This is a genomic window from Leptolyngbya sp. Cla-17, assembly GCF_016807185.1.
GTDB lineage: Bacteria > Cyanobacteriota > Cyanobacteriia > Leptolyngbyales > Leptolyngbyaceae > ULC077BIN1.
This window is the reverse complement of the sequence record NZ_JAEVYN010000002.1, coordinates 2,434,064-2,450,038: the sequence shown is the minus strand read 5'-3', so window position 1 is coordinate 2,450,038 and position 15,975 is coordinate 2,434,064. Positions and strand designations below refer to the sequence as shown.

The 15,975-nt window shown below is 49.3% G+C and carries 13 protein-coding genes and 2 pseudogenes; 8 read left to right on the top strand and 7 right to left on the bottom strand.

Annotated elements, in window-relative coordinates; genetic code table 11:
* Positions 1-19 precede the first annotated feature (19 nt).
* Entirely contained in the window at positions 20-1,552 is a 1,533-nt protein-coding gene (locus JOY44_RS22025; RefSeq protein WP_171575619.1) for an FAD-dependent oxidoreductase, read from the top strand.
* Positions 1,553-1,572: 20 nt separating this feature from the next.
* On the top strand, positions 1,573-2,082 hold the full coding sequence (locus JOY44_RS22020; protein ID WP_171575618.1) for a hypothetical protein: 510 nt from the start codon (positions 1,573-1,575) through the stop codon (positions 2,080-2,082).
* Positions 2,083-2,377: 295 nt separating this feature from the next.
* Here the strand turns inward: JOY44_RS22020 and ltrA are convergent, their stop codons facing one another.
* From ltrA to JOY44_RS32465, 3 genes and pseudogenes are all read right to left on the bottom strand, one after another.
* The gene (gene ltrA / locus JOY44_RS22015; RefSeq protein WP_171574387.1) at positions 2,378-3,673 is read right to left on the bottom strand and encodes a group II intron reverse transcriptase/maturase; all 1,296 of its coding nucleotides are present in this window, start codon (positions 3,671-3,673) and stop codon (positions 2,378-2,380) included.
* A gap of 520 nt (positions 3,674-4,193) precedes the next feature.
* Positions 4,194-4,943, bottom strand: a pseudogene (locus JOY44_RS32470) (IS1 family transposase).
* Between the two features lie 59 nt (positions 4,944-5,002).
* Positions 5,003-5,134, bottom strand: a complete 132-nt coding sequence (locus JOY44_RS32465; RefSeq protein ID WP_281063317.1) for a hypothetical protein — start codon at positions 5,132-5,134, stop codon at positions 5,003-5,005.
* 283 nt (positions 5,135-5,417) lie between these two features.
* On the opposite strand from JOY44_RS32465, the gene JOY44_RS22000 reads away from it, so the two are divergent.
* The gene (locus tag JOY44_RS22000; RefSeq protein ID WP_197985661.1) at positions 5,418-5,714 is read left to right on the top strand and encodes a hypothetical protein; all 297 of its coding nucleotides are present in this window, start codon (positions 5,418-5,420) and stop codon (positions 5,712-5,714) included.
* A gap of 21 nt (positions 5,715-5,735) precedes the next feature.
* Positions 5,736-6,028, top strand: a pseudogene (locus tag JOY44_RS32940) (DUF1830 domain-containing protein).
* Positions 6,029-6,144: 116 nt separating this feature from the next.
* Here the strand turns inward: JOY44_RS32940 and JOY44_RS21990 are convergent.
* The 4 genes from JOY44_RS21990 to JOY44_RS21975 form a co-directional block, all read right to left on the bottom strand.
* Complete coding sequence (locus tag JOY44_RS21990) at positions 6,145-7,191, bottom strand: chemotaxis protein CheB (protein ID WP_171575617.1); 1,047 nt, start codon at positions 7,189-7,191, stop codon at positions 6,145-6,147.
* 319 nt (positions 7,192-7,510) lie between these two features.
* Complete coding sequence (locus tag JOY44_RS21985; RefSeq protein WP_171575616.1) at positions 7,511-9,826, bottom strand: CHASE2 domain-containing protein; 2,316 nt, start codon at positions 9,824-9,826, stop codon at positions 7,511-7,513.
* A 24-nt stretch (positions 9,827-9,850) separates the two neighbouring features.
* Positions 9,851-10,699 carry a FecR domain-containing protein gene (locus tag JOY44_RS21980; protein ID WP_171575615.1) on the bottom strand — a complete coding sequence of 283 codons (849 nt, stop codon included), beginning with the start codon at positions 10,697-10,699 and terminating at the stop codon, positions 9,851-9,853.
* A 432-nt stretch (positions 10,700-11,131) separates the two neighbouring features.
* A complete protein-coding gene (locus JOY44_RS21975; protein ID WP_322091356.1) occupies positions 11,132-12,304 on the bottom strand; it encodes a pyridoxal phosphate-dependent aminotransferase in 1,173 nt (390 codons plus the stop codon).
* A 93-nt stretch (positions 12,305-12,397) separates the two neighbouring features.
* Between JOY44_RS21975 and JOY44_RS21970 the strand changes: the two genes are divergently transcribed.
* From JOY44_RS21970 to cruG, 4 genes are all read left to right on the top strand, one after another.
* Positions 12,398-12,796, top strand: a complete 399-nt coding sequence (locus JOY44_RS21970; RefSeq protein WP_171575614.1) for a VOC family protein — start codon at positions 12,398-12,400, stop codon at positions 12,794-12,796.
* Positions 12,797-12,928: 132 nt separating this feature from the next.
* Positions 12,929-13,645, top strand: coding sequence for a phosphoribosylformylglycinamidine synthase subunit PurQ (purQ, locus tag JOY44_RS21965; RefSeq protein ID WP_171576193.1), 717 nt, complete (start codon positions 12,929-12,931; stop codon positions 13,643-13,645).
* 101 nt (positions 13,646-13,746) lie between these two features.
* Complete coding sequence (gene cruF / locus JOY44_RS21960; RefSeq protein ID WP_171575613.1) at positions 13,747-14,640, top strand: gamma-carotene 1'-hydroxylase CruF; 894 nt, start codon at positions 13,747-13,749, stop codon at positions 14,638-14,640.
* Positions 14,641-14,676: 36 nt separating this feature from the next.
* Positions 14,677-15,912 (top strand): 2'-O-glycosyltransferase CruG, encoded by a 1,236-nt coding sequence (gene cruG / locus JOY44_RS21955; RefSeq protein ID WP_197985658.1) that lies wholly within the window; start codon positions 14,677-14,679, stop codon positions 15,910-15,912.
* Positions 15,913-15,975: the final 63 nt, after the last annotated feature.

The following is a 15,975-nucleotide window of genomic DNA, read 5'->3' as shown; positions in this document are numbered from 1 at the left end:
GAAACAGATCTCGTAACCCATGAATCAAACTCAAGCGCATCCCAAGGTGGTCGTCGTTGGAGCCGGGTGGGCTGGCTTAGGAGCCGCGTATCACCTGACAAATCAGGGATACGATGTCACGCTCTTGGAAGCTGGCGGGTATCCGGGTGGGTTAGTGGCAGGGTGGAAAACGGCACAGGGACGCTCGGTTGAAGCGGGCATTCATGGCTTCTGGTATCCTTACCGCAATATTTTTGCCCTGGTGAATCAACTGGGCTTAAATCCATTTACCGATTGGACCCGCTCCTCCCAATATTCGCCAGCAGGCTTGGAAGTGGAGTCGCCGATTTTTCAACAGGAACCCCGGCTACCCACGCCATTAGGTACCTTTTTGTATACCCAATTTAAGCGACTACCCTTGAGCGATCGCCTCTCTGCCCTACCTTTGCTTTATGCAATGGTTGATTTTGACAACTCCGATGCCGCATGGCGACGGTATGACTCGATCACGGCTCGTGAACTCTTCAAACAATTTGGCGTGTCTGCACGGCTTTACAAAGAGTCGTTTGAGCCAATGTTGCTGGTGGGCTTGTTTGCACCGGGAGAACACTGTTCAGCGGCGGCAGCCTTGGGAATGCTGTACTACTTTATCCTGGCGCATCAACCCGATTTCGATGTGGTCTGGTGTCGTGGCACGGTGGGAGAAATGATTTTTCGCCCCTGGGTAGAGCAACTTGAGCACGCTGGTGGACGGGTACTTACACAACGTCGAGTTACCGATGTCGTCATCAACACTCAAGAGGAAGGGGGGAATGCCAAACCAAAGGTGACTAGCGTGGTGTGCGGAGAGGAGGTGTTTGAAGCAGATGCGGTAATTTTTGCGGTTGGGATTACCGGAATGCAGAAGATTGTGAGTAACAGTTCGACGCTGCGTCAGTTCCCCCAATTCTGCAACCTGATGAATTTGGGCACGATCGATGTTCTGGCAACTCGACTCTGGTTTGATCGCAAAGTTTCGGTGCCTTTGCCGTCGAATGCCTGCTTTGGGTTTGATGCCACTACCGGATGGACATTTTTTGATCTCAACGCCTTGCACGACGAATGGAAGGATGCCCCGGGCAGTGTAATTGAAGCCGACTTTTACCATGCCAATCAACTGTTGCCGATGGATGACGAAGACATCATTGCTAAAGTGCATCGAGACCTAACGACCTGTGTTCCCCAGTTTCACGATGCCAGGGTGATTGATAGCAGTGTTATCCGATTGCCTAAAGCGGTAACGCACTTTTCTCCTGGAAGCTATCAGTACATGTTGCCTGGAAGGACGAGTTTCACCAATGTATTCATGAGTGGGGATTGGATTATTACTCGTCATGGTTCCTGGTCGCAGGAAAAAGCCTATGTAACTGGGCTTGAGGCTGCAAACCAGGTGATTGAGCGCTTTAGCATAGGAACACCTGCCCAAATTATTGCAGTTGAACCGGATGAGCCTCATATCGACCTTGCCCGTAATGCCAATCGTGCCATCAGAGATACGCTCAGCCAGTTTCTACCCACTCCCTGGCTTCCTTAAACTAAAGCGAGATCCCATCAATGGACAGCAACACTCGCCAAGCAAAACTGCGACAAAAGCTGCGCCAACTGAAGCAGCAGCATGACACCCAATTTGCTAAGCAGATGATTGAGCAATTAGGGATTTCAGGCGATCTCGTAACCTGGCTAGTGCCAGATGATCAGCAGGCGAGCGACTGTGGGGAGTGGTTAAAGCGATCGTTCCCTTGGCAGTGGTCGCAAATTGATTGGGCAAACGTTCCCGGCAGTATTTGCTATCAGTGTCAAAAAGAGCCGCAGACTGTAGCAGCGTTCGAGCAACTTTGCCAGCAGTTTCAATTAGGCAATCCAATGGTGACAGTGATCTGGTTCAACGCCCGCAATCCCATTTTGCAGATGCAGCTATCGACGGTGCAGCAGAATGCTCTTGCCCTGTTCAACCACGACTGGGATACCTGGATTGGGTCACTCCAAGCAGGGTGGTGCATTGAGTACCATCATGAAGAAACACTGTGCTTTGGCTTTGGCACGATCTCAGATGGCGTTGCTTGAAGAAATTGATTGGTCAAGGGAGGACGGAAACACAGGTAGGCAAGCAGACCGAAGAGTGGCAATAACGCAACTGCCCTAAAGACCAGAGAGTCTTTCCATCCCCGTCGAGCCATCTCGGGTCGAGTAGAGAGGGTTCCTCCAATGTTTAGGCTTGCTTTGTATTCCCCGTTGCTCTCCCCTTTCGGAATACGAGAGTGTCACACGATTTAGCCTTGCATCGTTGGAAACCTCCCCCTCACAGAAGCCTGCCTGCGGTTTTCCCGCACAAGCCTCTTCATTGAGCCATTCACCTGCTCTAATAAAGCGACACTAAGCGACCAGGTCTGGGGAGAGGATGCCACGCCAGATAGCGTAGAAAGCTCTCCCAGCGAAAGCTACGTCGTTGACTCCGTCGATTCAGCCATTTGAAGACCAGCTTGTGAACTGCGTCTTCAAAGTGGTAGAGCGCATGACCGTTGTCGGTGACCCCAAAGTAGTTGAAGTGTCCGCGCAGCTTTTGCCCGATTGCTTGCCATAGCTGAGGCAGCTTATGAGCATTGCGTTTTTGCTGCAACCATTGATTGAGGGTGACTAACGCACGGCGAAATCGTTTCTTTGAAGTCTTGCGCTTTAATCGGGCTTTTCCGTTGCGACTCTTGCCCCAGTAATGGGTGAACCCCAGAAAATCAAAGCTGGGGAATTTTCTCCCGTACTTGAGGGCTAGACCCGCTTGCCGCTTGCCGCAGGGAAGAAGTTGGGTTTTCTCCTCATTGAGGCGCAAGCCGAACTTCTCCAATCGCTTGGGCAGAACCCGCATGAATCGTCGAGCATCGTCCTCGAACTCAAACAAGGCAATGCTATCGTCCGCATACCGGATCAGAGCGCAGTAGCCTCGGCAGTGCTGGCGCACAATGGTGGTAAACCACTGATCTAGCACAAAATCCAAGAACACATTTGCAATGACGGGGGAGACTATCGAGCCTTGCGGGCTACCCAATTCATCCTGTACTACGCCGCCTAGGGTTTGGACTCCGGCTTTGAGCATTCGCGCAATCACCTGTAGGAATCTTCTATCCCGAATCCGCAGGGCTAATACCTTGAGGATTTCCTGGTGCGGCATGGTGTCGAAGAATTGAGCCAGGTCTAGGTCTGCAATCCACCCAACGGGTTGCCCCATGACCTCCTGATGCAGTTGCCGCAGGGCATCATGACATCCTTTATGGGGTCGAAACCCATAGGAGTTACTGAGGAATACCGGTTCGTAAATTGATTCTAAGACCCGACGAGTCATCTCCTGAACGATTTTGTCTTCAACGCAACTAATTCCCAGAGGGCGCAAGCTGCCATCTTCTTTGGGAATCTCGACTCGTCGTACCGCTTGGGGTCGATACGACATCTGGTTCAGTTTCCGGTGCAACCCCTGTAGATTTTCCTCCAGGTTCTGTCCGTACTCCGTTTTCGTCACTCCATCGATTCCAGGCGCTTTGTTGTCTAGCGACTGAAAGCAGGCTCGCAGATTCTCCACACTATAGTGGTGCATCAGGGCACTGAAGACAGTCCCTGGTTCTCTGTGAGCCCGTTCGGCTATCCGCTCGATTCCTGTTGTCACCATACTTCCACCTCTGAGTGTGGTTGATGTTGCCTTCGAGTGTTCGACCCAATGTGTCCCCCTTCGCTCCGTGGGCGTTACCCCACTTCTTCACTACTATGGGGACATCCGACTTCCCATGAATCGTTGAGCGTTCTTCCGGTTTGCCGGTTGTGCGGCTCTACCCCCCGATGGAGGAGTTCATGGGACCTCCCGAGTTCCCGACTCTACCTTGATGACGTGCTACGGTCTCCGACCCCGGTGGACCCTCCAGAACCCTGGCAGTTGGCTCTGTTGGTTTTGCCTTCCACAACACGAACTGTGTCGGCATCCACGTGTATGTCTAATTTCGGGGCTCAATCCCTTCACGCTTTCGCATTGCAGCCCATCATCTCCCTGTGTACGCTTCACTGTCCTCGTTGCCGATGACAGCGCAACACTCGGTACTTGGTGCCTTGCCAAGGCTTCCCTGACCAGGTTCTTCCCCTGGTTGGCAGAGCCGAGCTTCGCTCGGCGCACTCGTCTTCTAGACCTGTGGATAGCTCTAAACCAGCAAGCCAAATTCATAGCGATTGATGAACAGTCCAATGACTAATCGTGCAACCAGATGGACTTAGAAAAGCAAATAGTTTTGCGAGCTAATCGCTTGATCCGAGTCCGTAAAGTCAAATGCTTACGCTCAATCGTCTGAGTATTGTGTTTACCAACGGTATGAAACGCTGGCTCCAGATGTCGCTCATAAGCACCCCAGCCGTCCGTATAGAACTGCATAATCCCAAATGGCTCCAACAATGACTTGAGTTCGAGAAAAGCCGTGTCTTGATGGTTCGACAAGACATATGCCAATACTTCGCCTGTTGCATGATCAATGGCGTGCCACAACCAACGTTGCTGTTGCTTGGAGTGGACAAAACGACCCATCTCATCCACTTCTGCCTCTACATCCTCCCATTGGCACAGCTTGACGATGGTTTGAGTCGGTTCAAGCTGGGCTAGACGAGCTTCATTGACTGCTTTGAGATGTCGATCTTTTTTTTAACTCTTCAATCACCGTAGTCGGACTAATCTTCAACACTCGTGCAGTATCTCGGATGCCACTCCCGTTGACTGCCATATCAACAATCTGCTGTTTGACTTCGGGCAAGTAGCCTCGGTAAGCATAGTCTCGAATGAAGGTGCTGCGAGCGCATTCCGAATTACGACATTTATAACGTTGCTTGCTCTCCTCAGAGCGACCGTGCTTGACCACGTTATTGCTTCCACAATCAGGACAAAGAACAGGTTCTAAAACCATGCTGTAAGTTCACGGGTAAACGCCTGTCTGTATTCTCGCATTTCCACAGGTCTAGAACATTACCCACACAAATCAGTCTCGCTAAGCAGCACCATTGTTTCTGCACCCACTCTACCAAAATTAGGTTCTGGACCGAGCGTCATTTCAATCAGATAGGTCCAAGTGTCCGCATCAGAGTTGTGGCTTCGCACGATGCCTTCTCCGCCCACAAAGCTAACCCACTGTGTTAGGTGAAACTTTGGTCCATTTTATAGTCATAAACAAATAACCTCTCCGCTTCACCGTTGATGTCCCTACTCAATCAGAGAACATCAAATACGTTTTGTATCTTCGTAGGTAAAGAAGTTCAATGTATCTACAACCTAAGAATGTTTTAGCAGCATTTGTATTAAGTTATACGCAAGTAAACCATTGACTCAGACATGATCTTTAACTGCGAAACGTCATACTAAATTTGTTGAGTAAGGGAATTCAATGAACACACCAGAAACGATGGAAGATACTTTGTTTAATCGAACTTTTCGGGATGGAGAGGGCAACATCGCGATCGCTCAGATGCCAAATCTACCGATTCTGGTTTGGTTTGCAGCGACTTTGCTTGCACTCGTGCTTAAAGATGGCAACATCCACAGAGGTCTAGAAGTAGTGGCGTTTGGCTCCTTGTTCACCTGGGCGTGGCTAGAGCTATTCCAGGGCGTGAACTATTTCCGGCGATCACTCGGTTTGAGTGTGCTCCTGGGCGCGATCGCCTCGCAACTCCAATGGTCATAACACTCTATAAACTTCATCACGATGACTCAAACTTTAGATAGTCTGCCTGCTGACCGCACTAATCGCATACTCTGCTGCTACATTAACGAGGCTCGCAAGATTAAGATTGCTCGAATCACCAATATGCCAGGTTGGTACTTTGAGCGCGTTGTTTTTCCGGGAGAGCGGCTCTGTTTGAAGCATTACCAGAGGCACAGCTAGAAATTTATGTCACAAATTCTTCAACTGTTGCTTTATTCGAGGTGATTACTTGCGATCGCTTAGCTGTTAAAACTTCGCAGGTGCACCGCGATCGCATTGCTCAACTCAGCTAGAGATTGCTTTGGTCATATGTTTTTTACATCAATCAATCACTTCCTCTTAAAAGCTAGAAGACGGTATCTGTCAGCAACTGGTTAGCTTCCAACGTTAATCTGCTTCCAGCGTTCATTTATAGAGACTCCGGCTGATCTTCTTCTGTTTCGGCAACCGTTCGTTTTGTAGCAAAGCCGTTGAGAATCATCTCTCGAATTAAGGACACCTCCTTATCCAGATTCGTTGCATGATCTTCGTATTTTGTTACGGCACTTGCTAGGTTGTAGTTCCTCATCCGTTCTGCCATCTGACGCGAAAACGTCACTTTTTCCTCCATTGCTCGCACAGCCGACCACAGCGCATTTTCGATGTTCTGAGTTTGCTCTGACAGAAACACATTCGCCGTAAAGGAGTGTCCGATGTGACAGCGAAACCGGAGCGGCTCTTCGGTGCCAATTTGCCAGATGCTGCCATTGCATTCAGGACAGGTGTAAGTGGTTCGAGTCCCGATCGCTTCGACATTCGCCAAAAACTCCTGAGTATCCATTTGCTGTTCGGCAATTTTGGATTCGACTTCGATTTCTTCGGTCACGGGATACGCTTCCTCCTCGGCAACGGGTTCCTGGGACAACTGTACAAGCAGATTTGAGATTTCTGTAAGCGGCAGGCAGTAATCGACCTTGACATACCGTAAGGCGCTCTTTGCCATGCTGGGATAGTCAGCTTCATTTGGGTCTTGGACGATCGCCACTCCGCCCCGTTTTTTAACTGCCTGTAAGCCTACAGTGCCATCATCGAGATAACCAGTCAGTACGACACCGACAACCCTGGAACCATAGGCACGGGCGGCGGAACGAAAGAGCGCATCGATCGCGGGTCGAAAGCGGTTTTCTTGCGGTCCGCGCACAACGCGCATGACACCCTGGTTGACTAACAAGTGATAATCGGGTGGTGCAACATAGACTCTCCCAGTTTGAATTAGCTCTTCATCAACTGGGTGAGAGGCGGGGAGAGAGCCGACATCGGCAAGAATTTGAGGGAGGATGCTGGGCTTATCGGCTGCAAGATGTTGAACAATGAAAATGACGGCATTCATATCAGTAGGCAAAGCACCCAGGATTGTGCCTAAGGCTTTGAGTCCGCCTGCCGACGTGCCAATCACAATAATGTCGTGTCCGGGCATAAATTCCTTGAGAGTCGTCGTTGATTACTTCCAGTTCCAATCATTTTACAGTGACGACAGTTGCTTAATGAATGGAAGTTCAACCGTGAAGTGAAGCTGTCCTGGTATCTTTTAAACGGCGATCGTGACGCCTGAATGTTCCGTCTGTTTCTGTATCAGCGCCAGCACTAACGATTTACTGATCTTGACCAGTGCTCACTTAGCCGTGATTCATCCCACTGGGGTAGCTACCACTTGGACTAATTTAACGAGATCAATCGATTTCGCAATGTGCTGTTGAAACCCAGCCGCGATCGCTTAATTCACGAACCATTGGCATTCAAGCATCCGTGTTCAAGGGAAACCGAACGGTAAAGGTCGTTTGCCCCAAGCCACTGACGACGTGAATGCTACCGCCTAAACTCTCAACCAATTGTTTCACCAGAGCTAGCCCTAATCCAGTGCCGCCCCGTTTCCAAGGATCGGCGTGAGGAACGCGATAAAATTTTTCAAAAATTCGAGGTAATTCGGTTTCTGGAATTTCCGCTCCTGAATTGCAAATGGCTAATTGCAAATGGGAGATTGTGGAGTCGGCTGTGACCTGGATATGCCCACCCGATGGGGTGTATTTGCAGGCATTATTCACGAGTTCCACCAAGACACGCTCCAAACTGGGTTGGTCGGACATTAGGGTGGGTAGTTGCGGCGCTATTTCAATTTCGAGGGTTTGGTGATGAGTCTCTGCCCGTTGATAAAATGGCTCAATGACTGGGGGAAGCCAATGCTCTAAGATGATCGCTTCAGGTGAAAAATTCTGAGAGCCTGCTTCTACGCGTTGTAGATCGAGCAGATCGTTAATCAAATCAATTTCACGCTTGCATTCGGTTTGCAAGATGTCGAGATAGTGGGCAGAAGATTCTTGGGATTTAGCGATCTTTAAGAGTTCGCTTGCCATCTTAATATTGGTCATCGGCGATCGCAATTCATGGGAAACGGTGCTCAGAAAATCATCTTTCAACTGATCGAGTCGATGGAGTTCTTGCACTTGCTGTGCCAGGGTTTCCTCTGCCTGCTTTTGAGTGGTGATATCTGACAAAAGCACTAGAAAGCCGTCCAAATGCGAGTGTGAAAATTGATCAGATCCACTGGTTGCGTAGGGTAGTAAAGGTTCTAGCTTCAACTCAAACCAGCGATCGCCCCGACATAATACTTTAGGGGACGACATAATTTTTTGGTGTTGCAAGTGTTGAAACTCAGCATCTAACTCTGATTGACTGAACCAATCGGGCACCAAATTTGCGCTTAAATGATCCCCAACCCCAATCTGTAACCATTGAGAGGCAACCGGATTGCAAAACCACACCTGCCCATTCGTATCGGCTGCCGCAAGACCAACTGACAGGCTTTTCGCGATCGCAGCCTGAGTTGATTGAGAGCGTCCAAACTGTTCTGCCAGGGCTGCTAACTGTCCCACACTGTCCGAATAACTCCATGTGCGATCAGAGGTCGGCAATAAAGATTGGGTAGCTTGTGAACTGTGAACAATGTCTTGTCGATATGTTTTCCAAAGGTGCTGAACTTGCCCCCGCAAGAGAGCATCGCTTCGGAGTCGTTCGGTTAGCGAGGTTGCCAGAGCAGTGAGAGTCATCACCGTCACAGGCATCACTACAGGCACCCAGAGCGCTGCTTGAAACATTCGCAGACTGAAAGTTCCCCAGCCTATACCGAGCAAGAGCCAAAGCAAAATCCACTTTTTTTTGCTTTGGGAGCTAAACAGCCAACTTAGACCCGGTCCCGCCACCAGAAAAATCATGGGGAGCCAGTGAGGATGCAATACTTGCAGGGCATTTTGCTGGAGTAAATTATTGATAATGGCGGCATGGAGATGCATGCCGCTAGCGGGTGGATTGCGATCGTAGGGGGTGATCAGCGGATCGAATCCACTTGCCGTCACTCCCACTAATACAATCTTGTTGCGAAAAGTTTGAAGTTCTACCTGTCCTTGAACCACATCATTAAAGGAATATTGCGGAATGTGCTGAACTGAGCCTGCCCAATTAATCCAAAGGGATTGGGTCAGATTGGGTAAAGGGATAGCTTCGTGGATTAAGGCGTAGGACTGAACAACAGCAAGTCCGAAGGCAGGAGCATCTTGATTGATAAGCGGAAACGAACGGGTGACTCCATCGGTATCGGTTGAGTGCAAAATGTGCCCAGTGGCGATCGCAACATCACGTAATTGGGGCACTGGCTGCAAAAACTCTGCTTTGCTAGAGGCTAAAGGCAAAACTACGCGACCAGACTGCATCATTGCTGACGCCAAGGCAGCATCGTCTGAGCTTGGCTCTGAAAACAATAAATCCATTGCAATGATGCTGGCATCGGCTCGATTTAAGATATCGAGCAGTTTGATATAATTCTTTCGGCTCCAGGGAAACCGTCCAATCTGCTGAAGGCTGGTTTCGTCAATCGTAACCATGACCAGGCGATCGTCCCAAGGCAGTTTGCCACGCAGATTAAATAGAGCAGTGTAGGCAATTTGCTCTAACGGGGCAAAAAAACCAATCTGTAGGAAAATCGCGCTGCCAAAAGCGATCGCACTGCCTGGAAGCAGCCGCCAGAAATTGTTTTGAATGCACCGAATCGGAAATTTCATTGCTTTGGGTCACATCGCTGAAGGTTATCGGAACGCTACCGAGTAACTCTGCTGTTTACCCAGCGGAGTGGTTACCACAACTTGAAAAGATAGTGACGTAGGTAATGCTTGCAGATCTGTAGCGAACTTGCCAGAGCGATCAGTCACCTGAGGCTTTCCATCGACCATCACATTATTGACAGAATCTACCTGACCTCGGAGCTTGATCTTACGAATTCCTCCTTCAATGACTCGCTCAAAGTCATAGCGCAAGCGAGTATCGTTTTTTAAGGGCACTGGAGCAGAAGGAGGTTCTCCAGGCATGGTGAAATTCTGAAATCCACCTGTCACTGCCGTTCCTTGCCTTTGCGCCGCGCTAGCAACAGCGCCCTGAAGCACCGCCAACCCAGTTTTACCATTCAGTTGTACCGCCACTCCAAACTCAGTGCCCCGTACTCCGCTCAAGCTAGCAGGGGTTTGGATGTCTAATTGGGAGCCACGATGAGTAAAACGGCGCACCCGCAGACGTACCTGCCCTTTGGTTAGGCGTAAACGAATAATTCGCCCATTGTCTGGGGCAGTGGCTAAGCCTGCAATGCGGAGATCAGCATTCTCTGAAACGTCTACTACACCAATTCCCGTATCCACAAATAGGACAGCTTTAGACCGAGTTCCGGTTGCAACCCCATCGCCAACTTTCCGCAATACATCTCCTATCTGAACTGGACGAGAAAATGCATTACTCAAGTAATCGACTTTTCCAGCAGTGCTTCGGACTTCTAAAACACGGTCAACCCGAACTCTTACTGATTGTTGAGTGTTTCCATGACTATGAAAAAACCACCCAATTATGCCTAAAGTGAGTGAGGTTGTGATGATTGCCCTTCGTTTCATACCCCTGATGCCAGTGTGGTGAGAATGACGAAAATAGTGTAAATAGAATTTTTTAATATACTTAGTATAAATGCACACTAAGAATCAATGAAAGAAAAGATGCTTATATTCCAGTTAACCCAATAGTGACCTTTCGGTGCAACATTTCAGCCACATCGAAGACTACCATTAATAGCTTACGGCGTAAGTTAGCCATCCTTTTTCAGACTATGGTGTTCACGTAGCGCCTCCCCTAGGAGAAATGCTATGTGCTAAGGATGCAAAGGGATTATAGATTGCTGCCTATGAGCACCAGGAGTTATCAGTGAATTTCTTAGTCAATGAAAACAGGCAGCGAACTCCTGCTCCGCAAACTGCTAGCCTTTATTTCTCATTTCAAGGTATTTGTGATGTTGAACTCGCAGCAGGCTAGATACATGAGACCTTTTCACTTCACAGTCTGGATCGGACAAACTTATCCAGACGCTCCATCCCTTTTTTGATGGTGTCAGTATCGGTCGCGTAGGAAATGCGGACATAACCATCGCTGCCAAAGGCAATGCCAGGAACCATAACGGCTTGTTGTTCTTCTAGCAATGCTTCGCAAAATTCGATTGATTTCATGCCAGTGCGTTTAATGTTGGGCAGCAGGTAGAATGCGCCGTTGGGTTCCGCGCAGGTGATGCCAGGAATATCGTTGAGGTAGCCCAGCATCAGCTTGCGGCGTTGGGCAAACGCTTGCAGCATATCTTGGATGAAGTCTTGAGAGCCTTCCAAGGCTGTGATCGCCCCATATTGAGCAAATGTACACACATTTGAAGTGCTGTGTCCCTGAACTAAGCTGCAAGCGCGAATGAGTTCAACCGGGGCCGCCAAAAATCCAATTCGCCAACCCGTCATGGCATAGGCTTTGGCAAAACCACTGCTAACAATGGTCCGTTCAAACACCTCTGGGCTGACGGCTCCAATGCTGAGGTGTTCGGCTCCATCGTAGAGCAGCTTTTCGTAAATCTCATCGGAAACGACGTAAAGATCATTTTCGACCACTACTTTTGCCAACGCACGCACTTCATCAGGCGCGTAAACCATACCCGTAGGATTGGAGGGCGAATTCAACACAAACAGGCGCGTATTCGGTGTAATTGCCTGCTGTAGCTGTTCTGGAGTAATTTTAAACTTCGTACTTTCGTCCGTTTGCACAATTACGGGGGTGCCACCCGCCAGGGTCACCATTTCGGGATAGCTCAGCCAGTAAGGCGCGGGAATAATCACTTCATCCCCTGGCTGAATCGTCGCCATCATCAGGTTATAGAGCGAGTGTTTGCCGCCGTTGGTCACGATGATGTTTTCAGCGCCATAGCAAAGTCCATTCTCGGTTTGCAGCTTTTGGGCGATCGCCTGCCGCAATTTCATCTCGCCTGCCACGGCTCCATAGCGAGTTTTACCGGCTTCTAAAGCGTCTGTTGCGGCTTGGCGAATGTGGGCTGGAGTCGGAAAATCGGGTTCTCCTACGCTGAAATTACAAACATCAGCACCCTCAGCTTTCATGGCTTTCGCCTTCGAGTCGATCGCTAAGGTGAGTGAAGGGTTCACCTGCCCAACTCGCGCCGCCAGTCTCATTTGCATCCCAATTACCACTGCTGCTTAGATTTAGTTCAGGATACCTTAGCTATCTTTGACTAATCACGGTTTTTTATATTTTGTCAACGAATCTAGACGATGCCCTTAAACCACACCGCTGCCCTAATTACGATCGCCGCCCCCAACTTCGATCGCCTCGTTTGCTTTTACAAAGCGCTTTTCACCCAAGAAACGACTGCTTACACTCCCAATGTCTACGCAGAATTTCAACTGCCAGGGTTAAAACTGGGTCTCTATCGCCCCAAGGCGAATAATGAGTCAAGAATGGCAAATGACGAACTCCGAACCCCGCACTTCGCACTCCACACTCATGTCAGCCTTTGTTTAGAAGTCATGGATTTAGAGGTCGCGATCGCCCACCTGACAGCATTGGGCTATCCTCCCCCCGGCAAAATCCTAACCGCATCTCATGGCAGAGAGGTCTATGCCTATGACCCCGATGGCAACAGGCTGATTTTGCATCAAGGGATTGGGTAAAGAATAATCTTTTACTATTTAAAGACCATTCACAAGAAATGCCCTGCACAACACCGATGTCAGATCTCTATTGTGGATTTAATATCATCTATTAGCTTAGCCTTACAAAGGAGAGTGGCAGTGGTGCAGTCTGTGAAATTTGGAGTAATTGTGTTTCCGGGGTCAAATTGCGATCGCGACGTTGCCTATGTCACCCGCGATTTGTTGCAGCAACCGACTCGAATGATCTGGCATGAAGACAGCGATTTGTCCGATGTGGATGTGGTGATCGTTCCCGGTGGGTTTAGCTATGGCGATTATCTGCGCTGTGGGGCGATCGCGCGATTTTCTCCAGCGATGCGATCGGTGGTAGATCATGCCAATCGAGGCAAGTATGTCCTTGGAATTTGCAATGGCTTTCAGGTTTTGACCGAGGCGAGATTGCTTCCGGGTGCGCTGGTGAGAAACCGGGATCTTCACTTTATTTGCGATCGGGTTCCTCTAAAAGTGGAACGCACTAATCTACCCTGGACAAGTCACTATCAATCGGGCGAAGTGATTACTTTGCCCATTGCCCACGGCGAAGGCAGCTACTATGCTGATGCGGATACGCTCAAGGCTCTAGAAGATCATCACCAAATTTTGTTTCGTTACTGCTCAGCCGATGGCACAATCGACTCTGCTAACAATCCCAATGGCTCTTTACAAAACATCGCTGGAATTTGTAATCTTCAAGGCAATGTTCTCGGCATGATGCCCCATCCCGAACGAGCTGCCGATTCAGTTTTAGGCGGAACTGACGGTATTCAGCTATTTCGCGGGCTGTTGGAGACCATTGGCGAAGGCGTTCCGGCAAAGATAACAGACTAACTTCCTACCCTATCTTTATATTTCGTTACAATTTTGTTCTTAAACATTTGTAAACTGTATACCAGGCATTCCTAGATGCCCCACTCTTTGAAGGATTTTCTATGAAGCAACTGGTTGTCACTGAGCGCGTCTGCCTGATCGGTCACGTTCTATCCTTAGTGTTTGGCTTAGCTGGGTTACTGCTGGTTCTGCCAAATCCTCAATTTATCGCTCAGCTACCTTCCTTCGGTCAGCAGCTATTTGGGCTATCTATGTCAAACGGTGGAGTGGTCTATATTGTGCTAGGTGCTGTAGCCGTTGCGCTGTATGCCTATCGCACTTTAGGCTGGCGAAACTTGCTAGGATTCATGCTTCCGGCTGTATTTTTATCTTTAAGCAGTGAACTATTGGGAACCAGCACTGGGTTTCCCTTTGGACATTACAGCTATCTCAGCGGATTAGGCTATAAGATTGCTGGCTTGGTGCCCTTCACAATTCCTCTGTCGTGGTTCTATCTGGGCTTTTCAACCTATGTGTTGGCGCGAAGCGGATTGGAAGCGAAGGGCATTAATGGATGGGGTGCAAAGATTGGTGGAATCGCGATCGGTGCCATTCTATTAACTGCTTGGGATTTTGTCCTCGATCCAGCCATGAGTCAGGCAGCCTACCCTTTTTGGGAGTTTCAAGATGTGGGTGAATTTTTTGGAATGCCCTACCGAAACATCACGGGTTGGCTAGGAACGGGACTGGTGTTTATGTCCGTAGCAACGTTGTTTTGGCGAACACCGACCTTACCGCTTAAACGCAGCCAGTTAGCCACACCTTTAGTGATTTATTTGGTGAACTTTGCCTTTGGCGCTTTGATCACGATCGCCCAGTTAGATGTGCGGTTTTGGATTCCAACGGTGATCAGTGTGGTGGTTGGTGTTGTTCCGGCGATCGCCCTCTGGTGGAGTGCTGGAGCCGACGAAGTGGCAGTTCGAGAACCCAAAATCGCTCCATTTCAACCCCTATAATCACGCAATAGTTCACACGATACGAGGTCAATTCGGTTGATTAGTTTATTCGCACAATTTAGCGGGCATTTGGCGCAAGTAGCATTGAAAGCGGATGAGTTGCCAAATGTCAGTTTTTTTGTGCTGTTGTTAGCTCAGCTTCCAGCCACCGCCATTTTGCTATCGCGGCTGCTCAGAGGACCTACCCGGTTTCCGCCATTACGTCCGCAACTCGCCCAACCCGGATTTTTGGGCAAAGTGAGTGTCGTCGTGCCAACGCTGAACGAAGCAGAGCGGATTATGCCTTGTTTAGAGGGGCTGAGTCGGCAAAGTTACGAAGTGCGAGAAGTGATCGTGGTGGATAGCTGCTCCACCGATGCGACACCGGATCTAGTCAAAGCAAAACAGCAACACGATCCACGATTTCGACTGATGAATGATGACCCCTTGCCAACGGATTGGGTGGGTCGTCCTTGGGCGCTTCACAATGGATTTTTGGCAAGCTCCGAGCAAAGTGAATGGATTTTGGGAGTTGATGCCGATACCCAACCCCAGCCTGGTTTGGTGGCAAGTTTGCTAGAGACGGCGATCGCCCATAACTACGATTTAATTTCCCTATCGCCTCAGTTTATCTTGAGCTATCCAGGTGAAATTTGGTTACAGCCTGCCTTGTTGATGACGCTGGTGTATCGGTTCGGAGCAGCCGGGGAAACGAGCAATGCTCCAGAGCGGGTAATGGCAAATGGACAATGCTTTTTCTGTCGGCGATCGCTGCTAGCCCAGGTAAATGGATACACCAGTGCGAAGCGATCGTTTTGTGATGATGTCACCTTAGCGCGAGAAATTGCCGCCCAAGGTGCAAAAGTCGGCTTTTTGGATGGAGCCAATGTCTTGAAGGTGAGAATGTATGAAGGAGCAGCGGAAACCTGGAAAGAATGGGGGAGATCGCTGGATTTAAAAGATGCCGCTTCTCGCGCTCAAATTTGGGGGGATTGGCTGCTATTACTGATGGTGCAGGGCTTGCCGTTGCCTTTAACAATTTGGCTGTTGATTCCAATGAGCAGCGGACAGACTAATCTGGCAATGCAGAGTTTGCTGGGTTTAAATCTCTTACTACTATCAATTCGGATTGGGCTAAACTTTGCGATCGCCCCTTCCTATGATCTCTCGCAAGCCAAAGCCTCCTGGCTGTTCTGGCTGTCTCCCCTCGCCGACCCACTTGCCGTTTTGAGAATTTTTCTCTCTTCTATGCAAACCCCCAAAAGCTGGCGTGGCAGAACCTATGAAGGATAAGCTAAATTTTTTACAGCATTTATCGGGGTGCAATCAACAACATTAAAGCGTCTTCTGTCCTAT